The 21,744-nt window shown below is 65.5% G+C and carries 16 protein-coding genes, 1 tRNA gene and 2 pseudogenes; 10 read left to right on the forward strand and 9 right to left on the reverse strand.

The window, feature by feature from the left end; all coding sequences use genetic code 11:
- Positions 1-141: 141 nt before the first annotated feature.
- From BMY22_RS23565 to BMY22_RS00385, 4 genes and pseudogenes are all read left to right on the forward strand, one after another.
- The gene (locus BMY22_RS23565; protein WP_143068433.1) at positions 142-420 is read left to right on the forward strand and encodes a hypothetical protein; all 279 of its coding nucleotides are present in this window, start codon (positions 142-144) and stop codon (positions 418-420) included.
- Between the two features lie 312 nt (positions 421-732).
- Positions 733-1,963, forward strand: a pseudogene (locus BMY22_RS00375) (tyrosine-type recombinase/integrase).
- Positions 1,964-2,164: 201 nt separating this feature from the next.
- Positions 2,165-2,910: pseudogene (locus BMY22_RS00380) on the forward strand (helix-turn-helix domain-containing protein).
- Between the two features lie 111 nt (positions 2,911-3,021).
- Positions 3,022-3,968 (forward strand): IS630 family transposase gene (locus tag BMY22_RS00385; RefSeq protein ID WP_090618670.1). Its coding sequence is split into 2 segments (ribosomal slippage): positions 3,022-3,361 and positions 3,361-3,968, totalling 948 coding nucleotides; the frame shifts between segments, so codons are not numbered across the junction.
- A gap of 128 nt (positions 3,969-4,096) precedes the next feature.
- Here BMY22_RS00385 and BMY22_RS00390 read toward each other — a convergent pair.
- Together BMY22_RS00390 and BMY22_RS00400 are read right to left on the reverse strand one after the other, a co-directional pair.
- A tRNA-Ser gene (locus BMY22_RS00390) sits at positions 4,097-4,186 on the reverse strand.
- Positions 4,187-5,065: 879 nt separating this feature from the next.
- Positions 5,066-5,953, reverse strand: a complete 888-nt coding sequence (locus tag BMY22_RS00400; protein ID WP_090618673.1) for an AEC family transporter — start codon at positions 5,951-5,953, stop codon at positions 5,066-5,068.
- 419 nt (positions 5,954-6,372) lie between these two features.
- Here BMY22_RS00400 and BMY22_RS00405 point away from each other — a divergent pair, with 419 nt between their 5' ends.
- The gene (locus BMY22_RS00405) at positions 6,373-6,750 is read left to right on the forward strand and encodes a hypothetical protein (protein WP_090618845.1); all 378 of its coding nucleotides are present in this window, start codon (positions 6,373-6,375) and stop codon (positions 6,748-6,750) included.
- A gap of 515 nt (positions 6,751-7,265) precedes the next feature.
- The gene (acuI, locus tag BMY22_RS00410; protein WP_090618674.1) at positions 7,266-8,249 is read left to right on the forward strand and encodes an acrylyl-CoA reductase (NADPH); all 984 of its coding nucleotides are present in this window, start codon (positions 7,266-7,268) and stop codon (positions 8,247-8,249) included.
- A 4-nt stretch (positions 8,250-8,253) separates the two neighbouring features.
- Here acuI and BMY22_RS00415 read toward each other — a convergent pair whose 3' ends face one another.
- The gene (locus BMY22_RS00415; RefSeq protein ID WP_090618676.1) at positions 8,254-9,180 is read right to left on the reverse strand and encodes a LysR family transcriptional regulator; all 927 of its coding nucleotides are present in this window, start codon (positions 9,178-9,180) and stop codon (positions 8,254-8,256) included.
- A gap of 150 nt (positions 9,181-9,330) precedes the next feature.
- Here BMY22_RS00415 and nfsB point away from each other — a divergent pair, with 150 nt between their 5' ends.
- Positions 9,331-9,984 (forward strand): oxygen-insensitive NAD(P)H nitroreductase, encoded by a 654-nt coding sequence (gene nfsB, locus BMY22_RS00420; RefSeq protein ID WP_090618677.1) that lies wholly within the window; start codon positions 9,331-9,333, stop codon positions 9,982-9,984.
- Between the two features lie 314 nt (positions 9,985-10,298).
- Positions 10,299-11,018 (forward strand): transglutaminase-like domain-containing protein, encoded by a 720-nt coding sequence (locus tag BMY22_RS00425; protein ID WP_244158760.1) that lies wholly within the window; start codon positions 10,299-10,301, stop codon positions 11,016-11,018.
- A 63-nt stretch (positions 11,019-11,081) separates the two neighbouring features.
- Here the strand turns inward: BMY22_RS00425 and BMY22_RS00430 are convergent, their stop codons facing one another.
- From BMY22_RS00430 to BMY22_RS00445, 4 genes are all read right to left on the reverse strand, one after another.
- The gene (locus tag BMY22_RS00430; RefSeq protein ID WP_090618681.1) at positions 11,082-12,983 is read right to left on the reverse strand and encodes a potassium transporter Kup; all 1,902 of its coding nucleotides are present in this window, start codon (positions 12,981-12,983) and stop codon (positions 11,082-11,084) included.
- A 58-nt stretch (positions 12,984-13,041) separates the two neighbouring features.
- Complete coding sequence (locus tag BMY22_RS00435) at positions 13,042-13,740, reverse strand: response regulator (RefSeq protein WP_090618682.1); 699 nt, start codon at positions 13,738-13,740, stop codon at positions 13,042-13,044.
- Positions 13,737-16,358 carry an ATP-binding protein gene (locus BMY22_RS00440; protein WP_090618684.1) on the reverse strand — a complete coding sequence of 874 codons (2,622 nt, stop codon included), beginning with the start codon at positions 16,356-16,358 and terminating at the stop codon, positions 13,737-13,739. The genes BMY22_RS00435 and BMY22_RS00440 overlap by 4 nt, the downstream gene beginning before the upstream one ends.
- A 208-nt stretch (positions 16,359-16,566) precedes the next feature.
- Positions 16,567-17,250 (reverse strand): cation efflux transmembrane domain-containing protein, encoded by a 684-nt coding sequence (locus BMY22_RS00445; RefSeq protein ID WP_090618685.1) that lies wholly within the window; start codon positions 17,248-17,250, stop codon positions 16,567-16,569.
- A 107-nt stretch (positions 17,251-17,357) separates the two neighbouring features.
- Here BMY22_RS00445 and cadR point away from each other — a divergent pair, with 107 nt between their 5' ends.
- Together cadR and BMY22_RS00455 are read left to right on the forward strand one after the other, a co-directional pair.
- Complete coding sequence (gene cadR, locus BMY22_RS00450; protein WP_090618687.1) at positions 17,358-17,780, forward strand: Cd(II)/Pb(II)-responsive transcriptional regulator; 423 nt, start codon at positions 17,358-17,360, stop codon at positions 17,778-17,780.
- A gap of 94 nt (positions 17,781-17,874) precedes the next feature.
- Entirely contained in the window at positions 17,875-18,570 is a 696-nt protein-coding gene (locus BMY22_RS00455; RefSeq protein WP_090618689.1) for a P-loop NTPase family protein, read from the forward strand.
- A gap of 69 nt (positions 18,571-18,639) precedes the next feature.
- Here the strand turns inward: BMY22_RS00455 and BMY22_RS00460 are convergent, their stop codons facing one another.
- Both BMY22_RS00460 and glgB read right to left on the reverse strand, forming a co-directional pair.
- The gene (locus BMY22_RS00460; protein ID WP_167363674.1) at positions 18,640-19,173 is read right to left on the reverse strand and encodes a hemerythrin domain-containing protein; all 534 of its coding nucleotides are present in this window, start codon (positions 19,171-19,173) and stop codon (positions 18,640-18,642) included.
- A gap of 127 nt (positions 19,174-19,300) precedes the next feature.
- Positions 19,301-21,514, reverse strand: a complete 2,214-nt coding sequence (glgB, locus tag BMY22_RS00465; protein WP_090618692.1) for a 1,4-alpha-glucan branching protein GlgB — start codon at positions 21,512-21,514, stop codon at positions 19,301-19,303.
- Positions 21,515-21,744: the final 230 nt, after the last annotated feature.

A 21,744-nucleotide genomic window follows, 5' to 3' on the forward strand; every position in this document is an offset into this window, starting at 1 on the left:
CGAACGCTGGTTTGCCCGAAGGATTGGAGAAAAATGAGGGGCCAAAAATCGACATTCCTAGCCGTAGTAGTCGGCGTAATAGGCACAGGAGTAGCACTCTATGTGCTACGACTGCTAATCGTAGGTACAGCAGTAACGACTATGACCGAAACAACGACAATGGCCCTCAATAAGATGGAAAAGCGCTACACCCAGCAAGCCGAAGAAGCAAGAAGGCGTGCGGTTGAAAGGGCAGAAGCAGAAAAACGTCAAGAAGCAGAGAAAAACGCCCAGGCGGTCGCCCAACGCCAACAGGAAACAGCGGAAAAGGCACAGGAAAAACGCCTGCTAACCCCCGAATGCAAATTCTGGTGGCAGCAACACGACCAAGCCCCAAGCGAAAAAACCGCCCAAAAAAAGGCCCAACACTGCGAAGCATGAAGCCGGAAAAACGTCGAAAAAGTGTCGAAAACATAGCGACGAATCGAGACGGAACGACACAGGCGAAGCGGCGGCAGCCACGGAACACGCTGAATAGACACACAGCGACACGGTTAGATGAGGGTTCAAATCCCCCCGGCTCCACCAAATAGCAATCTAGACCAGTCTCAGACAGTCTACGAAACACCCCAAGAAGCCCGCCCTGTGCGGGCTTTCTTGTTTCTGTATGCCCCTACATGCCCCCACATACCATTGCTCGCCGTGTATGCCTGTGTATGCCTCCAAAAAAATTGAACGGAAGGCATACAAGCAATGAAGCGCAGCGAGATCAAGCGCCGCCCTCTGGCCGATACCGTGCTCGCCACCCTGGAACCAGAGGCCACCGCATACCGGGAGCTGGACGGCAATGGCCTGTACTTCCGGGTTAAACCGAATGGCAGCAAGTCGTGGGAGCTGCACTACAAGAAGCCAGACGGCAAATGGTCTTGGCTCGGGCTTGGAGGCTACGGCACAGGCGACCATCAATTAACCGGCGCACAGGCCCGCCAGGAGGCCGCCAAACTGCGCAGCGACTCATCCGGGGGCAGTTAACCTGCTCGCCACGAAACACGCCAGAAAGGTCGCCGAAGCCGAAGCGGCCAACAACACGTTCGAGCACCTGGCCCGCGAGTGGTACGCGACCAAGTGCAGGACTTGGACGGAAGGCACGGCGGTTCGCACCATCGGCGCCTTGGAGAAGCATGTGTTCCCCGTGTTCGGTAAGCGCCCCTATGTCTCGATCCTGCCCATGGAGTGGATGGAGTTCCTCCGCGGCGTGGAACAGACCGGCATCATTGATGCAGACCAGCCGTGTGCGCGGTATGTGCCGGGAGATTTACGACCTTGCCCGAGTCACTGGTCGCGCCACCCACAACCCGCTCGAAGGTCTGCACAAGCTCCTACTGACCAAGCCCGTCGAGAACTACGCCCACGCCCCACTCGATGAGCTGCCGGCGCTGCTGCGCGCAATCCAGTCTTACCCCCACGCCACCGACGTGCACATCGGCCTGCAACTGCTGGCCATGCTGGCCTGTCGCCCGTCCGAGATCCGGGAAACCCGCTGGTCCGAGTTCGACCTCGATGCCGGCCTGTGGCTGATCCCCGCCGAGTGGATGAAGCGCCGCCGCGAACATCTGGTGCCCCTGCCCCGCCAGGCGGTCGCGCTACTGCATGAACTGCACAACATCACCGGCACTTACCCGCTGCTGTTCCCTGGACGCAGTGACACCACCAAGCCGCGCAGCAACACCGTGTTACTGATGGCCCTGCGCCGCCTCGGCTACGAGGGGCGGCAGACCGGCCACGGCTTCCGCCATCTGGCCAGCACCACCCTCAACGAAAACGGCTTTAACTCGCAGCACGTCGAGGCCCAGCTACCCCACGTCAAGGCGTCTACGACAAGAGCACCTATCTGGAGCAGCGCAAGATGATGATGGCGTGGTATGCCGATCACCTGGACAAGCTGGTCGCCGGCAACGTGGTGGAGTTCCGGCGCGAGACGTGAGAGGGGTTCTCTTGGTTCCCTGAGACTTCACGAGAGTGTAAGTCGCATGCGACCCCATCCCCGAATCCCGGCCTTTGGTGCCTACCCGTGGAATTGCCTCCCGGCCTTTGTGTTTTCGCAGGGGAGCTGGGGGAACCACCAGTAATTCCGAGGCCTCTAGTATTATGACACATCTAAATCTGCGTCATGCATAATGTCGGCATGGAACATTACAGAATCATCCTCAGTCCTCAAGAAAGAGCGCGGTTGCAAGAGCTGACAAGCAAAGGCAGGACCGCGGCAATCCAAGTCATCAACGCCCTGATCCTGCTGGCCTGCGACCGCTCGCAAGACCCGGGGCCGCGCAAGACCAGTGCACAGATCGCCCAGATGCTGGGCGTGAGCCAACGCAAGATCGACAACCTCAAGCGGCGTTGCGTGCAGGAAGGTCTGGAGTCGGTGCTGGTGAGAAAGAAACCCCAGCGCGAATACGCCCGCAAGATCGACGGCGAACTCGAGGCACGCCTGATCGCCCTGAGCTGCGGACCTGCTCCCGAAGGCCATGCGCGCTGGACGCTCAAGCTGCTGGCCGAGCGTGCGGTGGAGTTGGAATATGTGGACTCGCTGTCGTCGGAGACGGTGCGACGTGCCCTAAAAAAAACGAACTCAAGCCGTGGCGCAAGGTTGGCTGGGTGATCCCGCCGAAGGCCAGCGGGGAATTCGTGGCGGCCATGGAGCAGGTGCTCGATGTCTACAGCCGCCCCCATGATCCAGCCCATCCGGTGGTCTGAGTGCCGCCTCGCTGTACGAGACCTTTATCAGGCGCTTCCCTCGAGCGAATGCGCAAGGAGGTCGCCGCATGGCAGCAACGCCGCAACCAGCTCGATGCCAAGATCCATTGGCAGTTCACCACCCGCGATGCCAGGGTCAAGCTGCGTAGATTATATCCGCAGATTGAGGCGTGTTGAGACACTAGAGCATTTTCTCTAAAAAATGGTTTGTCCGTCGCCTGGGAGTTGCCTCGGGTGGAGGTCTCTGATTGGCTATCCCAACATTGATTCGGGATTCGGAAGACTCGCATGGCAAGAGCCTACAGTGTGGATCTGCGCAGCCGCGTGATCGAAGCGGCCCTGAGCGATGGCTCGATTCGCCAGGCTGCCCGGCGCTTCGGCGTGGGCATCACGACAGCGACCCGCTGGGTGCGCCGCTGGCGCGAACAGGGCGAGTCGTCTGCCCGTCGGCAAGGCAAGCCACGGGGCTCCTGCCTGGATCCCCACCGGGACGACCTGCTTGCCCTGGTAGAGCGGACCTGCGACCTGACCCTGGCCGAGATCGTGGCGCACCTGCGAGCCGAACATGGCCTGAGCGTGGGCACCACCACGGTTTGGAAGTTCCTCGAGCGGCAGGGGCTGACCTATAAAAAAAGACGGCACACGCCGCCGAGCAACAGCGCCCGGACGTGAAGCAGGCCCGCGAGGCCTGGATGACCGAGCAACCGCTGCTGGACCCCGCCCGGATCGTCTTCATCGACGAGACCGGCGCCTCGACGAAGATGGCCCGGCTGTATGGTCGCGCGTTGCGCGGGGAGCGCTGCCTGGCCGCAGTCCCGCATGGGCACTGGAAAACCACGACGTTCACGGCCGGTCTGCGGCGGGGTGGCCTGACGGCCCCGCTGATCCTCGATGGCGCGATGAACGGCCCGGCCTTCCTAGCCTATGTCGAGCAGGTTCTGGTTCCCGAACTGACAGCCGGCGACCTTGTGGTGATGGACAACCTGCCGGCCCACAAGGTCGCGGGGGTACGTCGGGCCATCGAAGGCGCAGGAGCCACCCTGCGCTACCTGCCACCCTATAGTCCCGATCTGAACCCGATCGAGATGGCCTTCTCCAAGCTCAAGGCGCTGCTGCGAAAGGCGGCGGCGCGGACGCTGCCCGAACTGTGGCAGAGCATTGGCGAGGCGATCGGGCAACTCTCAGCGGACGACGGCAGGAACTACTTCAAAGCAGCCGGCTATGATTCTGAATAAAGTGAAAATGCTCTAACTCAGCAGATCTAGTAAGGCACGCCCTTTCCTCTCGGGTGGCATGCTGAATGGCACATGAAAAGCCGCTGAAACGCGAAAGCCCCCAATTACGGGGGCTCTCAGCTTCAATATGGCGGTGGAGGTGGGATTCGAACCCACGATACGGTTTCCCGTATACACACTTTCCAGGCGTGCTCCTTCAACCGCTCGGACACCCCACCGGACATCTACGGACCCTTCTCACCCGTCGACGGCGCGTAATTTATCCGAACGACGACCAGAAAGCAAAGCTTTTTTCAAAAAATTCATGCGTTTAGCCTGTGAGTCGGATCCGCAGTACCAGCTTGCCATAGCGGAAGGGTGCCACCATGGGCCAAGCCAGGGCCAGGGAAACGAAGAGGCTACTGAAGAACAGCTGCACCACTCCCCACGGACTATGGATCGACGAAGCCAGAGCCAAGCCGATCAAAGCCACAAGTGCCAACCCAGTCAGGCAGGCCAGAGTAGACGCGCTGGAAAGTTTGCACCGAGTCATCGACGTGACTCCCTTCGCCCAAGAAAGCATCACCGTACTGCGAGGGCAACAGCACAGCCAATCACTTCTGCCAATAAATTCAATACACCGCACATTAATAGAGTGCGCCTGCGCCTTTTTTGGCCACAGGCCACCACTCAGCGCCGAACCCCGCTTGATTCAGCGCTTTCGGACAGACGGTAATGGCTGCGGAATTCCCCGGAAAATGCTCTAACACATGGTGGCAATCGCTGGACTGGTCGGCAAAGGTACCCAATAAATATAAGTAGCCAAAAAACATACCTAAAAAATTCTAAGCATCGAACGGGAACCCCTTAGAGTCTTTTCTACGAGTCGGTTCCTTTTCACCGCGGGAAGAAGCCGCCTTGTGGCACAAGATATGCCTTGTAAAAAGGACCCAACGCTATATCGACAATAAAACAATAAGAAAGGCAGAGCATGTTCAAACAACCCCAAAAGGTCAGGCAAGTCGGCCTGATCGTTTTCGCCATCACGGTGCTCCTGATCCTGCCCAACCTGAACCACCTGATGGGGTAGAACGTCGTCGCCCGCGTCATTCATCGACTCAACGAACTACCGACAGGCACCAGGCCAGCAGCAGCGGAAGAAAACCGAATGCCAGAAAGGTCGAGCACAGCACCAGGCTCGCCACCCGCTCCGGGGAGCGTCCGGCGCGCACGGCGAACAGGTAGTTGAATACCGCCACCGGCATCGCCGATTGCATGACCAACACGCCCTGCGCTAGCGGTGACAACCCCAGCGCCAGAGCGACGCCCCAAGCCACGCCGGCCCCGCAGAGCAGCCGCAGCGCACCGAGCAGCATCCCCTGACCGAGTTGGCGGGTACGGATGCTGGCCAGCGACACGCCGAGGGTGACCAGCATCAGCGGGATGGTCATACCGCCGAGCAGTTGCACGGTATTACCTAGCCAGCGCGGCAGTTCGAGGTCGAGCAGCAGGATCGGTAAAGCCAGTCCGAGACTGACAATGATCGGGTTGACCAGAAGCTTCCTGAGGGATTGCTCGGCGCCGGAAAGCACCATGCCCAGGGTGAAGTGTCCCACCGAAAGCACCAAGAAGAAGGCCACCGCCAGCGCCAGCCCCTCCTCGCCAAAGGCATAGAGGCTGATCGGCAACCCCATGTTGCCGGAATTGGGGAACAGGTAGGCCGGCACCAGTACTTTCCAGTCGTAGCGCAGCAGCCGGCTGAGCAACAGGCCGACCAGCCCCATGGAGAAAGTCACCGCCACACAGGCAGCGGCCATCTGGCCGAAGGCCCGCGGATCGATCTGGGAATTGCTCAGGGTAGACAACACCAGGCAGGGCGTACCGATGTTGAGAATCAGGCGGGTGACGAAGTCCGTGGGATAGACCTGACCAAAGCGCACCCAGAAATAGCCGACTCCGGCCACGATGAAGATCGGCGCCATCACGGCAAATAGCTCGGCCAACATGGACCTTTTCCTTACAGGTTGATGAGTGATCGTACATCCTAGCCGCTCCGCTAGGGGATTGGCCAACCCCGTCGGACGATTCGCGAACAGTCGGACTTACAACCTTTAGCGAGTGGCACTTTGTAACGCAACAGTTGATTATCTCTCTAACAATCAGTTATCCATTCGCCATGGGGACTGCGGCGAACGGTCGCGGTAACTCCCATGCAAGGTTCGAGAGGAACGTCTCCGGCGCCGATCCGCCGGAACGCCAACGATCTGGGCGCACCCCGCCTGCCGGTTCAGGACCCGGCCCGGCAAGGCAGGTCAGCCCTTGAAGAGGAGGCTGCAGCATGAACGATTGGGGAATCATTTCGACCAGAGGCGAGTCTCGCCTGGACTCTTACCGTGCGGCAGAACAGCAGAGCCACAGGGATGCCATGGGTGCATGGGAACGCACCGCTGCTGTTGCCGATCTGCAATTCATCCCGCTGTACCGGGAACTATGCGAGAAGGTGAAGCTGCTCGCACAGCGAGCCGAGAGCTGCATCTGCGGAGCCCCGGAGCGGAGCTTCCATCTCGATGCCGCCAGGGCAATCGATTCGGTGATGGGCTTCGCCAGTGGCCACCCTGCCACCCTGACCGGCGAGCAGCGCCGGCTGCTGGACAACCTGCAGTCCGAGTTCCGTCGTACTCTGCAGCAGAGCCTGGACTCCGGCGACCGGCACCGCCAGGCGGTAGAAAAAGCCAAGTGGGCCGCCCTCGACTTCCTCGAACGCGCTGGTCGGCCTCTCGCCATGGACCCCGTGGCGGCATAAGGCCCGCCGGCAGCCTGCAAAACCTCGCCGGACCTTCGGCAGGAACGCCCCCCGCTCGAGCAAGGACGCCCCCGAGCCACCTCTCCGCCCCCTCCTCTTCGCTTGCCAAAGCAGGCCATCGCGCTGGTCTTCGCTCCCCGCATCCCACGGGCTGGAACCCTCGCTACTGCCTGCATCTCAGTCCGTGCCTTGCGCCATCGGATTGCCGTTTCCCGCTTTTGATTGCTGTTGGTGTCAGTGGTTGCATGGTCTTTATGGGGTAAAGGGTTTCACCTTTCTACATTTCCGATTTAAGGAAATGTAGTTTACAAAAGCCTGCTTTTTTGCGTCAGTGAAATCGGTGCAGTACCGACTCTTGTTGCCGGCCTTTATTTAGAGACGGTAAGTCTATAATCTGCCGCACAGCGGTCGCAGCATCACTCAAGTGACTGCAAGAAAAGGCCAGGTACGCTCGCGAAAGTCAGGGCATATTTTTCGGCACGCCATAGAAGATCGGTCTAAATAGGAGAAACGGCATGTTCAAGGCGATTCTGATCGAGAAGGACGAGACGGGTTACCGTGCGCGGAGCACCACGCTGGACGAGGCGCAACTGCCCGAAGGCGACGTGACCGTGCGGGTGGACTACAGCACGCTCAACTACAAGGATGCGCTGGCGATCACCGGCAAAGGATCGGTGGTGCGCAAGTTCCCGATGGTGCCGGGGATCGACCTGGCCGGAACGGTCGAGTCCAGTGCCAGCCCGGACTTCAAGCCCGGCGATGCGGTACTGCTCAACGGCTGGGGCGTCGGCGAGCAGCATTGGGGCGGGCTGGCGCAGAAGGTTCGGCTGGACGGCCGCTGGCTGATCCCCCTGCCCCGGGGCTTCACGCCGCGCCAGGCGATGGCCGTCGGCACCGCCGGCTACACCGCGATGCTCTCGGTGCTGGCCCTGGAGCGCCACGGCGTTACGCCAGAGCAGGGCGAGGTCCTGGTCACCGGTGCCAACGGCGGCGTCGGCAGCGTCGCTATCGCCCTGCTCGCCCGCCTCGGCTACCGGGTGGTGGCCTCCACCGGCCGGCCGGAACAGGCCGACTACCTGAAGAGGCTCGGCGCCGGCGAGATCATCGACCGCGCCACGCTCTCCGAGCCCGGTCGGCCACTGGCCAGGGAGCGCTGGGCCGGGGTGATCGACTCGGTGGGCAGCCATACTCTGGCCAACGCCTGCGCCGCGACCCGCTACGGCGGCACCGTCGCCGCCTGCGGCCTGGCCCAGGGCATGGACTTCCCGGCCACGGTGACGCCCTTCATCCTGCGCGGCGTCACCCTGGCCGGCATCGACAGCGTGATGCGTCCCCGCGCGGAGCGCATCGCCGCCTGGGAACGCCTGGCCCGCGACCTCGATCTAGCGCTGCTGGACGAGATCACCCGCGAGATCGGTCTGGACGAGACCATCCCCATGGCCGGCGAGTTGCTCGCCGGGAAGGTTCGCGGCCGGATCGTGGTGGATGTGAACCGCTGAGCGCTCAGGGCGCCTCGGCCAGCCGCCGCAGGCGCTCGCCCAGCTCCGCGAAACGGCTCTTGAGCAGGGCGTGGAACTGCTGGACCGCCGGCGAGAACTGCTTGCGGTGCGGACAGACCAGGTGCAGCGGCGCCAGCTCGCCCAGGCAATCCCCGAGCAGCACCTGCAGGCGCCCGGCGGCCACATCCTCGCCGACGTCCAGCCAGGACTTGTAGGCGATGCCGTGCCCGGCGATGGCCCAGCGGCGCACCACGTCGGCGTCGTCGCTGAGCAGCACCCCACGCACCGCGATCACCCGCCGGCGCCCCTCCTCCTCGAACCCCCACTTGTCATGGGCCCGCCCGCCCAGCAGATAGACCAGGCAGGCGTGCCCGGCCAGTTCGTCGAGCGTGTGCGGCCGCCCGCTGCGCGCCAGGTAATCCGGCGCGGCCACCAGCACCCGGCGGTTGTCCGGCGCCAGCGGCAGGGCGACGAAGCTGGCGTCCTCCATGGGCCCGTAGCGGATCGCCACGTCGATAGGATCGCGGAAGATGTCGGCGACCTGGTCGGACAGCAGCAGGCGCAGGGTCAGCCGCGGATGCTCGCGGCAGAACTCCGAGAGCCAGGGCAGCAGCAGGTTGCGCCCCAGGTCGGAGGGCGCGCTGACCTGCAGCAGGCCCTGCAGCTCGGCCCGCTCCCGGTGCAGGCGCTCGTGGCCTTCGCGCAGGGTTTCCAGCACCCGCTCGGCATAGGGCAGGTACTGCTCGCCCTCGGCGGTCAGCCGCAGGCTGCGCGTCGAACGGGCGAACAGGCGGATGTCCAGCTCCCGCTCCAGGCGCTTGATCGCCGCGCTGACCTGCCCGGGCAGCAGGTCGACCTCCCGCGCGGCACCGGAAAAACTGCCGAGGGCGGCGGAACGGACGAACAGGGCCAGATCCTCCAGGCGGATCATTTTCACTCCTTGAGAGAAAGTGTTGGCTGACTTTGCGGCTTTTCATGGAAAGCCGCACGGCCGAACATCCACCCACCCCGCTCGCCGCGTCCCACGGCGGGAGCGGAGACCACCAATCGATAACGGAAACCCTCGACAGGAGATCGAACCTTGACCATCGCCACCGCCGCCAAGACCCGCTACACCACCAAGGCCTACGACCCGGCCCGGAAGATTCCCGAGAACACCCTGGAGGAACTGCGCACCCTGCTGCGCTACAGCCCGTCCTCGGTGAACTCGCAGCCTTGGCACCACGTCATCGCCGCCAGCGAGGAAGGCAAGGCCCGCGTCGCCAAGGCGACCCAGGCCGGCTACGCCTATAACGAGGCGAAGATCCTCAACGCCTCCCACGTCGTGGTGCTCTGTGCCCGCACCGACCTGGACGCAGCCCACCTCAAGGCCGTACTGAACCAAGAAGACCTCGACGGCCGCTTCGCCAATCCGGAAGGCAAGGCCGGCCAGGGCAACGTGCGCAGCTCCTACGTCAACCTGCACCGCTACGACCGCAAGGATCTGCAGCACTGGATGGAGAAGCAGGTCTACCTGGCCCTCGGCACCCTGCTGCTCGGCGCCGCCGCCCTCGGCGTGGACGCCACGCCCATCGAGGGCTTCGACTTCGGCAAGCTCGACGAGGAGCTGGGCCTGCGCGAGCGTGGCTTCACCAGCGTGGTGATCGTCAGCCTGGGCTATCGCAGCGACGACGATTTCAACGCCAAGCTGCCGAAGTCGCGCCTGCCCGCCGAGGACATCTTCACCGTCCTGTAAGCTGGCCAGCCCCCTCGGGACACTCCCCCGTCCTGCGCGCATCGGACGATGGTGGATGCCCGGAACGGCTCGACGGCAATCCCCGAGAAACCGGGCGTCAAGGCAACCCGCCCGGTCGCTCCCTGCGCGTGAGGCACAGATCCGCACGGGCGGCCGACAAACCAGCATCGCCCGTTTAGGGGCGTCATTCATTCGACTTGCCAGTGGCGCTATATTGATTGGCTCACCTCGCCCCTCAAGGGACTTGCCATATGTGGCTATATACGAGCTGTGACCTGACCTTCGATATCACGATACCGACGCATTTCGTGCTCATGCTGCGACCGCGCAGCGGTGCGCAGCAATGGGTGGCCCGCGAGGAATACCGGCTGGTGCCGAGCGTCCCCGCGTTCGAATTCACCGATGGCTACGGTAACCTCTGCCAGCGGCTGACCGTCTCGCCCGGGCACTTCGCGCTGTATACCGCCGCCGAAGTCATGACCGTGGACTACATGGATCGCGCCCCCGGGGCGCCCTTCGTCGATATCCAGAACCTGCCCGATGCCGTGCTCTGCTACCTGCTGCCCAGCCGCTACTGCGAATCGGACCGCTTCGGCCAAATGGCGGCCTCGATCACCGCGGGTCGATGGGCGGGCTACGATCAGGTTGCAGCCATCGAGGCCTGGCTGCGCGCCACGATCCGCTATACCCCAGGCTGCAGCGACATCCCGCTGTCGGCGGTGGAGATCAACGCCAGGCAGGCGGGCGTATGCCGCGATCTCTCCCACTTCGGCATCGCCTTGTGCCGCAGCCTGTGCATTCCGGCACGCATGGTGGTGGGGTATCTCGAAGGGCTGGAGCCCATGGACCTGCACGCCTGGTTCGAGGCGTACGTCGGCGGGCGCTGGTATACCTTCGACCCGACGCAGGCCGAGCTGCGGGGCGGCTACGTGGCGATCGGCTATGGCCGCGATGCGGCGGATGTCGCGGTCTACAACCAGTTCGGTCCCCCGGCGTATCCCTTGACGCAGAAGGTTTGCGTGCGGCGCATGTAATGGCCCGCGGCGGTGTCAGCGAGCGGGACCGTTTCCGATCCCCCATCACATCCCGGAGACCCTCTAAATCTCCACCTGCGTCCCCAGCTCGATCACCCGGTTCGCCGGCAGCTGGAAGTAGCGCATGCTGCTGTTGGCGCTCTTCTGCAGGAAGATGAACAGCGCTTCGCGCCAGTGGGCCATGCCGATGCGCTTGCTCAGGATGACGGTTTCCCGGCTGAGGAAGTAGGTGGTGCGCATGGGGCTGAAGTCCAGCTCCTCGAGATGACTCAGACGCAGGGCGGCGGGAATGTCCGGCTCGTCCATGAAGCCGAAGTGCAGCACTACGCGGTAGAAGCCCTCGCCGTAGCCGTCAACCTGGAAGCGCCGTTCCTCCGGCACCCGCGGGCTGTCCTCGACCACCACCGTGAGCAGCACCACCCGCTCGTGCAGCACCTGGTTGTGCAGCAGGTTGTGCAACAGCGCATGGGGCACCACATCCGGCCGCGCGGTGAGAAACACCGCGGTACCCTGCACCCGGTGCGGCGACTGCAGGCGCACGCTGTCGATGAAGGCCGGCAGCGGCAGCGCGGTTTCGCCGAGGCGTTCGAAGAGGGTTTCCTTGCCGCGCTTCCAGGTGGTCATCAGGATGAACAGGCCGATCCCGGCGATCACCGGGAAGGCGCCGCCCTGGACGATCTTCGGCACGTTGGCGGCGAAGAACAGGCTGTCTACCAGCAGGAAGCCGAGCAGCAACGGGATCGCCAGCCATCGCGGCATCTTCCACAGCAGCAGCATCACCGCCGCTACCAGCAGGGTGGTGATCAGCATGGTGCCGGTCACTGCCACCCCATAGGCCGAGGCCAGTGCCCCGGAGCTCTCGAAGGCGAGCACCAGCAGCACCACCCCGACCATCAGCGCCCAGTTCACCGTGGCGACGTAGATCTGCCCCTCCTCGGCGCTGGAGGTGTGCTGGACCTGCATGCGCGGCACATAGCCGAGCTGCATCGCCTGGCGGGTCAGGGAGAAGGCCCCGGAGATCACCGCCTGGGAGGCGATGATGGTCGCCAGTGTGGACAAGGCGATCATCGGCAGCAGCGCCCATTCCGGGGCCAGCAGATAGAAGGGGTTGCGCGCCGCCTCCGGGTCCGCCAGCAGCAGCGCGCCCTGGCCGAAGTAGTTGAGCACCAGCCCCGGCAGCACCAACAGGAACCAGGCACGGGCAATCGGCCGGCGGCCAAAGTGGCCCATGTCGGCGTAGAGCGCCTCGGCGCCGGTCAGCGCCAGCACCACCGCGCCGAGAATCGTCACGCCGACGCCCGAATGGACGAGGAAGAAGTTCGCCGCCCACCAGGGATTCAGCGCCTGCAGCACCTCGGGATGCTGCAGGATGCCATAGATGCCGAGCAGGCCCAGCACCCCGAACCAAACCACCATCACCGGACCGAAGAGGATGCCGATACGCGCCGTGCCGTGCTTCTGGATCAGGAACAGGGCAACCAGCACCGCGAGCGCCAGAGGGATCACCCACTGGCCGACGCCCTCGAAAGCGAGCTCCAGACCCTCGACCGCCGACAGTACGGAGATCGCCGGAGTGATCATGCTGTCGCCGTAGAACAGCGCGACGCCGAACAGCCCGAGCAGCACCAGCGCCCGACTCAGGCGCGGTTGGCCAATGGTGGCACGCCGCGCCAAGGCTGTCAGCGCCATCGCCCCGCCCTCCCCCTCGTTGTCGGCGCGCAGGATGAACAGCACGTACTTAATCGACACCACCCAGAGCAGCGACCAGAAGATCAGCGAGAGAACGCCCAGTACCCCGTCGTGGTCGGCCTCCACCCCGTAATGGCCGGCGAAGACCTCCTTCAGGGTGTACAAGGGACTGGTGCCGATGTCGCCATAGACCACGCCGGTGGCGGCAATCAACAAGCCCAGGGCGGACGAGCCGTGGCGGGGTGGATGGCTCGACTGCAAGGCGAGTTCGCTCATGGATTAACTCCTGGAAAATGGCTGGCTATCCGGCCGTGGCGAGGGAAAGCTTGCCACCTCACGGGGCATGCTCGCGCAGGCGATAGCCGATGCCCGCCTCGGTGATGATAAAGCGGGGATCGGCGGGGTCGTCGCCGAGTTTCTGGCGCAGGTGGCCGACTACCACCCGCAGGTAATGGCTGTCCTCGACATGGGTCGGGCCCCAGATATCCCTGAGCAGTTGCTGCTGGGTGACGACGCGCCCCGGATGGCGGGCGAGCGCGACCAGCACATCGTATTCCTTGCGGGTCAGGATGATTTCCCGATCTTCCAGGCTGACCCGCCGGCCGTCCAGGTCCACCGCCAACGGGCCGCAGCACACCGTGCCCGGCGGCTCGCCGGGCTGCGCCGGCCGGCGCAGCAGCGCGCGCACCCGGGCGAGCAGCTCGCGGATGCTGAAGGGCTTGGTCACGTAGTCGTTGGCGCCGCCGTCCAGGGCCAGTACCTTCTCGCTGTCGCCGGCGCGTACCGAAAGTACCAGCACCGGCATCTGGGAGTTCCGGCGCAGCTCGGCGAGCAACTCCTTGCCGTCCATGTCCGGCAGACCGAGGTCGAGCACCAGCAGGTCGGGCCGCACCTCTGCCGCCAGGACCAACCCCTCGCGGCCGCTGCCGGCCTCCAGAACCCGATAGCCATGGGCAACGAGGCTGATGCGCAGGAACTTGCGGATCTGTGCTTCATCGTCGACCACCAGGATGCTCTGCGACGCGCCGTTCATCGGCTGCCTCCGGTCGACTCATCGTCGCACTCGGCCTCGCCCAGCGGCTGCGGTTGCAGCGGCAGGTGCAGGATCAAGGTGGCGCCCTGCCCGTCCAGGCCATCACCCACCGTTATCCGCCCGCCATGAGCGCCGAGGATCCCCTGACAGATCGCCAGCCCCAGTCCGGTGCCCGGCCCGCCACGGTCGCCGCGCGCAGCGGTGTAGAACATGTCGAAGATCTTCTCCCGCTCGGCGGGCGGAATGCCTGGCCCTTGGTCGCTCACCGATAGACGCAGCTCGGCGCCGTCGCTTTCTACCGCCACGCACAGCCGCCCGCCGGGGGGCGAGAAGCGCGCGGCGTTTTCCAGCACGTTGACCAGCGCCTGCTCGATCAGTGCCGCGTGCACGTGAAGCAGCGGCAGCTCCGCCGGGATGCGGGTTTCCAGGGCGAAGGGCGCCAGCACCGGGCGCAGGCGCTGCAGGGACGTGGCGACGATGTCCACCGGTGCCACCCAGTCGCGCTCCAGCTTGAGCGCGCCGTGGCCGAGGCGGGTCATGTCCAGCAGGTTCTGGATATAGCGGTCCAGCCGCTCGGCCTCGTCGCGGGTGCTTTCCAGCAGCTCGCGACGGTCCGCCGCGCCGATCTGCCCGTCCAGGGTCAGCAGGCTGTCGATGGCGCCGTGCATCACCGTCAGCGGCGTGCGCAGGTCGTGGGACACCGAGGCCAGCAGGGCGCTGCGCAACTGCTCGGTTTCCCCGCGCAGGCGGGCGGCCTCCAGTTGCTGGGCCAACTGGGCCCGCGCCAGGGCCTGGGCCAGCGGCTGGCCGAGAGCGACCAGCAGGCGGCGGCGAATCGCCGGCAGCGGCTGGCGGTCCCGGGGGGCAATGCCGAGCAGGGCCAGCGGCCCTTCCTCGCCGGACAACGGCCACCACCACCAGCGCCCATCCGGCAGGGTATCGGTACCCAGACCGGCCGGCAGCTCGTGCTGCCAGACCCAGTCGGCGGCGGCCTGCTCGTGCTCGCCGAGACCGGCCGAGACACCCGCCTCGACCCGCAGCCCGCCGGCGCCGTCGGGACCGAGCAGGCAGACGTCGAGTTCGCGCCAGGCGGAAAACTGCTGCACGGCGGCGGCCAGCACCGCACGGCGGTCGGTGGCAGCGCTCAGCTTGCGGGTGAGTTCGAGCAGCGCCGAGGTTTCCACCTGGGTTTCGCGCAGCGCCTGCATTTGCCGACGCTGACGGGTCGCCAGGTTGCCGGTCAGCGCCGCCATGAAGAGAAAGAACATCAGAGTCAGCACATCGGCCTGACTCTTCACGGTCAGCGAAAAGGCCGGCGAGATGAACAACAGGTCGTAGGCAAAGAAGGACAGCAGCGCGCAGGCCAGTGCGGGGCCGAAGCCGCTGCGTACGGCGACCAGCAGGACCGCGACGAGAAACACCAGGGATATGTTCGGCAGCGCGAGAACCCGGGAAATCCCCCAGGCCGCCACGCTGGCCAACAGCGTGGCGAGCAACGCCAGGGCGTAGTCCGAGAGGCCTGCCGAGCGCTCGCGGGGCGCGAATGCCGGGGCGGACACCGCCTCCTCGCCGGCCAGTACGTCGATTTCCAGGCCGCGCGCCCGGCGCAGCAAGCGCTCCGCGACGCCCCTGCCGAACCAGCCGGGGCGGCGACTGCCGACCAACAGTACGCTGGCACGCCGCTCCCGGGCATGACGCAGCAGGGTATCGGCCACCTCATCCCCGAGCAGGCCGACCACCTCGCCGCCCAAGCGCTCGGCCAGTTGCTGAGCCGCCTGCAGCAGCCGGCGGGACTCCGCGCTGCGCAACCGGCCGCCGTCCACATGGACCAGGCTCCAGGGCAACTGGCGACGCCGCGCCACCCGGCTGGCATGGCGCACCAGGTGTTCGGCCTGCTCGTCGCCATCCACCGCCACCAGCAGGCGGCCGAGCACGGCCGGAGCCTCCCGGCCCGAGGAACGATAGCGGCGCTGCAGTTCGCCATCGGCACGCCCGGCCGCCACCTGCAGGGCCAGGGCACGCAGCGCGGCCAGAGTCGCCAGATCGTAGCCCTGGACGGGCAGCTCGGCCGGCGGGCGATCGACCAACACCACCTCATAGGCTTCGTCCAGTACCCAGTCGGGCACCGTCTCCGCCACCGGCTGTCCGGTGAGCGCCTCGACCCGATTCTTCAGGCTTTCCAAGTGCAGCACGTCGAGCGTGGTGTGGACGTCGATGCCCGCGGCGAGCAGCTCCTGCACATCCTGCCAGCGGTAGGCATGACGGCTACCCGGTGGATTGGCGTGGGCCAGCCGATCGATCAGCAGCAGGGCCGGCGGCCTGGCCAGCAAGGCGTCGAGATCCAGCTCGGCGGCCCTGTCCCGACCACCCGGAAGGGCGGTGAGCCGCGCCTCGAGATCGGCACGACCGGCAGCCTCGACACTGGCGACCCTCAGGTCGAGGCCCTGGCGCAGCGACTCCCCGGCGGCCTGAAGCATGGCGAAGGTCTTGCCCGTGCCGGGCGCCGCGCCGAGATAGACCCTGAGCCGGCCGTGCCGGGCACGTCTACCGGCTCCGGGCGGCGTCGCGGGCGGAGGAGAAAGGTCGGGGGATGCGGCATTCGGCGGCGAGGGAGTCATGGATGGGGAAGCATGGAGCGGCCTGGATAGGAACCCAGTATCGCCGCTCGGCCGGGAGTCCGCCGTAAAGAAGCCGTAAAAAGCTAGGCAGGTGCCTGAAAGACAGCCCTCTCTGGCAAGAGCGACTCGCCCGCGACCGACCCCGAATGATCGCGGATGAGATCGTTCGGCCGTAAAGCCAACAGCGGCGCCAAGGCCGCGCCCAGCGTTACAGGCCGATCTGGGTCAGGGAGACGCTCGCCACGGGAGCCGGGGCGACGGCGGCCGGGACTGTCTGAGCAGCCTGCGCCAGTTCCTGGCGGGCCTGGCGTACCACGGCGGTACCCGCGCTCAGCGCCAGAGCGGCCATGAGCAGTGCCACCAGGGCATCCGGCCAGCCGCTGCCGGTACCGAACACCCCGGCCGCGGCCAGCATCACCGCCAGGTTGCCGATGGCATCGTTGCGGCTGCACAGCCAGACGGCGCGCATGTTCGCATCGCCGTCACGGAAGGCGTAGAGCATCAGGGCCACGCCGGCGTTGGCGAAGAGCGCCAGCAGCCCCACCGCGCCCATGGTCAGCGGCTCGGGAGGAATGCCGGCGTAGGCGCTCCAGCCGGTCTTGACGAGCACGAACACGCCGAACGCGGCCATGGTGATGCCCTTGACCAGCGCCGCCCGTGCCCGCCAGGCCAACCCCATGGCCAGCACGGCCAGGGAGATGCCATAGTTGGCCGCATCGCCGGCGAAATCCAGCGAGTCGGCGAGGAGCGACACCGAGCCGGACTTCACGCCGGCGCCGATCTCCACGGCGAACATCGCCGCATTGACGAACAGCGCCACCCACAAGGCCCTGCGAAAGCGTGGGCTGACGGGGATCGAGGTCGAGCAGGAACTGCAGCAGGCACCGGGCATGGGATTCTCCTCCAAAAGGCGATTTTCCCGCATTGCACACCCTGTAGTGACTCCAGGGTCAAGCGCGCTACCCTTGAACGATCGGGGCTGCCTGCAGAGGAAAGATCATGCGCATCGGCGAACTGGCCAAAGCCACCGGCGTCGACACCGAAACCATCCGCTACTACGAGAAGGCCGGCCTGCTCCCCGCCCCCGCGCGCAGCGGCAACGGTTACCGCGCCTACGGCCCGGAACACCAGGAGCGACTGGCGCTCATCCGCCACTGCCGGGCACTCGACATCCCCCTCGCGGAGGTGCGGCGCCTGCTGGAATTCTTGCTACACCCGGAAACCGACTGCGCCGATGTCGACCGGCTGATCGAGACGCAACTGGCGCGGGTGCGAGCACGCCTGGAGAGCCTGCAGGCGCTGGAGCGCCAGCTTTCGACACTGCGTGGGCGCTGCGCCGCCGGACGGCTCGCCGGCGAGTGCGGGATCCTCCGCGAACTGCTCGCCGCCGCCCAGGAAGAGGTCCGCCCGGAACATCCCTGATCCGAAAAGGGTGGCGCTTTATTCCCTGGTCATAAAAACGCGACAGGATCACCTGTACACTTTCCCGACTAACAACCCTGTGCAAGAGGAAAACATGGCGACCATTCATCTGGTTGGCGGCGAAAAAGGCGGTGTGGGCAAGTCGGTGGTTGCCCGTCTGCTGGCCCAGTACATGATCGATCATGAGCTGCCGTTCATCGGCTTCGATACCGACAGGTCCCACGGGGCGCTGCTGCGCTACTACGCCGACTATGCCTCGCCCACCGTCATCGACAGCTATCAGAGTCTGGATGCCATCGTCGAAGCCGCCACCGAGCAGCCGGAACAACGCATCCTCGTCGATCTCGCCGCGCAGACCCATCAGCCGCTGAGCCGCTGGATGGAGGAGTCGGGCGTGCTGGAGTTGGCTGAGGAACTGGGCATCTTCATCCGCTACTGGAACGTCATGGACTCGGGAAAGGATTCGGTGGATCTGCTGGAAAGGCTGCTCGGGCAGTTCGGCTCCCGCCTCGACTATGTGCTGGTCCGCAACCAGCTGCGCGACGAGACCTTCACTGCCCTGGAGAACTCGGAGGTCCAGCAGCGTGCGCAGGACCTGAATGCCGCCGTCATCACCCTGAAGCGGCTTCATCCGCCGGTGATGAGCAAGATCGATCGCAACAGCTACAGCTTCTGGGCAGCCAAGAACCGCGACGACGCCAGCGACGACGCCCTGAGCCTGCTGGAAAGGCAGCGGGTGAAGATCTGGCTGAACCATGCCTACAAGGAAATCGGGGCCGCGGAGGTCTGAAGCAGACGCACCGCCGTCGATGGGTTGCGCCCCTCGGGCCCTGACATCCGGCGGGCTTCACGAGAGCATTCAGCCGAGATAGGTGGCCTTCCAGCGATGCAGCAGGTCATGCAGCTCTTCGTGACGGCCTTGCCCGATGACCTGCAGCTCGAACGCGGCGAAGGCCTGCTGCAATGCAGCCAGCTCGTCCGCGCCGAGCGCCTGCTCGGCCTGGGGGAAAAGCACGTCGTTCTCCTTGGCGATGTGCCGCTCGAGGAACGCCGCATAGTCCCCGGCGGCAGCGCCGAACGCCTCGGCGTCGAGAACCGGCGTGCTGGCCCGGCGCAGGGCAGCGACCAAAGCGCGGCCCTGCTCGTGCTCGGCGCTCAGCTCGCCGACCAGATCGGCCTGCAGGCCGGCGCGCTGCAGGGCCGGGAACAGCAGCCCCTCCTCCTTGCCATGGTGACATTTGTCGACGAACTCCTGCAGGAAACCGAGCAGCGCGGCGATGTCGCTGGCGTCGGCGCTGCCCTGCCGGGCCCGCCCGGCCATGCGCCGGAGGATCTGCAGGGTGGAAAGGATCGCGTCGTGTTCGTGACGCAGCGCGTCGATGGCCTGGCTCATGGACGGCTCCCGGGCGGTCCGGAGGACCGATAGCCTTTCAGCGTAGTACCGCCTCCAGCCCAAAGCCGGGCCGCCCATCTGCAGGAGCGCCCGCCCGTCGGGCCACGCCAGCCGCCCGCCTGGTCTTTCAGGCCGGTCGCATGATCAGCACGCCCAGCGGCGGCAACTTGAGGTTGAGGCTGAACGGCTGGCCGTGGCTGACCAACTGGTCGGCGACTACTCCGCCGGCGTTGCCGACGTTGGAACCGCCATAGCATTCGGCGTCGCTGTTGAGCGCCTCCTGCCAGTTGCCGCCGACCGGCACACCGATCCGGTAGCCGTGACGCACCACCGGGGTGAAGTTGGCGATCACCAGCAGCGGCTGGCCACCGGCGCTCCAGCGCAGCCAAGAGAACACGCTGTTATGGCGGTCGTCGCCGATCAGCCACTGGAAGCCGGCGGGCACGCAGTCCTGCTCGTGCAGGGCCGGCTCCTGGCGATACAGCACGTTGAGGTCCTTGACCAGATGCTGCGCACCCTGGTGATCGGCGTAGTTGAGCAGGTACCAATCCAGCTCGTGGTCGTGGCTCCATTCGCGCCACTGGCCGAATTCGCAGCCCATGAACAGCAGCTTCTTGCCCGGCTGGCTCCACATGAAGGCCAGGTAGGCGCGCAGGTTGGCGAACTTCTGCCAGCGGTCGCCGGGCATCTTGTCGATCAGCGAGCGCTTGCCGTGCACCACCTCGTCGTGGGAGATGGGCAGGATGAACTGCTCGGAGAAGGCGTAGATCAGCCCGAAAGTCATCTTGTCGTGGTGGTAGCGGCGATGGAGCGGGTCCTCGACCATGTACTGCAGGGTGTCGTGCATCCAGCCCATGTTCCACTTGTAGTCGAAGCCCAGTCCGCCCTCGGCGATCGGCTTGCTGACCCCCGGCCAGGCGGTGGATTCCTCGGCGATGACCAACGCGCCAGGTGCCTCGGCCTTGACCACCTCGTTGAGGTGGCGGAGGAAGGCGATGGCCTCGAGGTTCTCCCGCCCGCCGTGGCAGTTGGGAATCCACTCGCCGGCGTTGCGCGAATAGTCGCGGTAGAGCATCGAGGCCACCGCATCCACGCGCAGTCCATCGACATGGAACTCGCGCAGCCAGTGCAGCGCCGAGGCGATCATGAAGCCGTGCACCTCGTTGCGGCCGAGATTGTAGATCAGGGTATCCCAGTCGCAGTGCAGGCCCTCGAAGGGGTGGGCATATTCGTACAGGGCGGTGCCGTCGAAATGGCCGAGGCCGTGGGCGTCGGTGGGAAAGTGCGCCGGCACCCAGTCGAGGATCACCCCGAGGCCGGCCTGGTGGCAGGTATCGACGAAGGCGGCGAAGTCCTCCCGGCTGCCGTAGCGGGCGCTGGGGGCGAACTGCGAGAGCGGCTGGTAGCCCCAGGAGCCGCCGAAGGGGTGCTCCATGATCGGTAGCAGTTCCACATGGGTAAAGCCAATTTCCAGCACATAGGGGATCAGTTGTTCAGTCAGTTGCCGCCAGTTCGGCGGCACGCCGTCCTCGCTGCTCTCCCGACGCCAGGAGCCGGCGTGCAGCTCGTAGATCGCCAGCGGCGCGGCAGTCGTCTGGCGGGCGGCACGCCCGCGCATCCAAGGCCCGTCCTGCCATTCGTGCGCCAGCGGCGCGGCGACCACCGAGGCCGTGTGCGGCGGTGCTTCGGTGGCCAGCGCCACGGGATCGGCCTTCAGCAGCAGGATGCCGTGGGGACCGAGCAGTTCGTACTTGTAGACCTCGCCCGGCTTGAGGCGCGGAATGAAGATTTCCCAGACGCCGGCCGAATGACGCAGGCGCATCGGGTGGCGACGGCCGTCCCAGCCGTTGAACGGACCGACCACCGAGACCCGCCGGGCATTCGGCGCCCACACCGCGAAGCGCACGCCCTCCACCCCCTCCACGTTCATGCACTGGGCGCCGAGGCAGCGGCCAAGCTCGCGGTGATTGCCCTCGGCGAACAGGTGGAGGTCCACGTCGCCGAGCAGTGGGCCGAAGCTGTAGGGGTCTTCGCCGATCTGCTCGCCCTCCTCCCAGCGGATGCGCAGCAAATAGGGCTGCGGACGCTCGAGGCGGCAGAAGAACAGTCCGGGCACCTGGCCCTGCTCCATGTGGCCGAGCGCCAGGCCGCTGTGCCGGTCGAGCAGGTCGACGCCCAGCGCGCCGGGCAGGAAGGTGCGCACGATCAGCCCCTCGCCATCGGCATGGGGGCCGAGGACAGCGAAGGGGTCGGCGTGCTCGGCACGCAGCAGGGCCTCGGCATCGGCATCGCGCGGCAGCAGAGGCTCCCCGGAATGGGTCAGGGTCCGCCGTTGGGTCATGGTACTTCTCCATCCAGTAACGGTTGTGCCAGCTTCGCCGGGGTCCGCAGCGGTACGCCAGCCAGGCATGGCGGTGTGCGGCTTTGCAGACGATTTCGCAGGCGGTCTTTTCCAGGCCGAACAGCGCCAGGGCAGCCACCTCGCCTGCCGGCCGGCCACAACCGGGCAAGCAGAGAGGGAGACTTGGTGCGCGCGGCAACGGTACACGCCGACGGGCCTGCCTCAGGCGG

Origin of the sequence: Azotobacter beijerinckii (genome assembly GCF_900110885.1) — a bacterium.
GTDB classification, from domain to species: Bacteria; Pseudomonadota; Gammaproteobacteria; order Pseudomonadales; family Pseudomonadaceae; genus Azotobacter; species Azotobacter beijerinckii.

What these genes read in the sequence shown, in the direction of transcription:
- BMY22_RS00415 (WP_090618676.1), bottom strand. Translation starts at nt 9,180, where the DNA reads ATGATCCGCCTGGAGGATCTGGCCCTGTTCGTCCGTTCCGCCGCCCTC.
- BMY22_RS00430 (WP_090618681.1), bottom strand. Translation starts at nt 12,983, where the DNA reads ATGAGCGAACTCGCCTTGCAGTCGAGCCATCCACCCCGCCACGGCTCG.
- acuI (WP_090618674.1), top strand. Translation starts at nt 7,266, where the DNA reads ATGTTCAAGGCGATTCTGATCGAGAAGGACGAGACGGGTTACCGTGCG.
- glgB (WP_090618692.1), bottom strand. Translation starts at nt 21,514, where the DNA reads ATGACCCAACGGCGGACCCTGACCCATTCCGGGGAGCCTCTGCTGCCG.
- BMY22_RS00445 (WP_090618685.1), bottom strand. Translation starts at nt 17,250, where the DNA reads ATGCCCGGTGCCTGCTGCAGTTCCTGCTCGACCTCGATCCCCGTCAGC.
- BMY22_RS00405 (WP_090618845.1), top strand. Translation starts at nt 6,373, where the DNA reads ATGGGTGCATGGGAACGCACCGCTGCTGTTGCCGATCTGCAATTCATC.
- BMY22_RS00400 (WP_090618673.1), bottom strand. Translation starts at nt 5,953, where the DNA reads ATGTTGGCCGAGCTATTTGCCGTGATGGCGCCGATCTTCATCGTGGCC.
- BMY22_RS00425 (WP_244158760.1), top strand. Translation starts at nt 10,299, where the DNA reads ATGCTGCGACCGCGCAGCGGTGCGCAGCAATGGGTGGCCCGCGAGGAA.
- BMY22_RS00435 (WP_090618682.1), bottom strand. Translation starts at nt 13,740, where the DNA reads ATGAACGGCGCGTCGCAGAGCATCCTGGTGGTCGACGATGAAGCACAG.
- cadR (WP_090618687.1), top strand. Translation starts at nt 17,358, where the DNA reads ATGCGCATCGGCGAACTGGCCAAAGCCACCGGCGTCGACACCGAAACC.
- BMY22_RS00455 (WP_090618689.1), top strand. Translation starts at nt 17,875, where the DNA reads ATGGCGACCATTCATCTGGTTGGCGGCGAAAAAGGCGGTGTGGGCAAG.
- BMY22_RS00460 (WP_167363674.1), bottom strand. Translation starts at nt 19,173, where the DNA reads ATGAGCCAGGCCATCGACGCGCTGCGTCACGAACACGACGCGATCCTT.
- BMY22_RS23565 (WP_143068433.1), top strand. Translation starts at nt 142, where the DNA reads ATGACCGAAACAACGACAATGGCCCTCAATAAGATGGAAAAGCGCTAC.
- BMY22_RS00440 (WP_090618684.1), bottom strand. Translation starts at nt 16,358, where the DNA reads ATGACTCCCTCGCCGCCGAATGCCGCATCCCCCGACCTTTCTCCTCCG.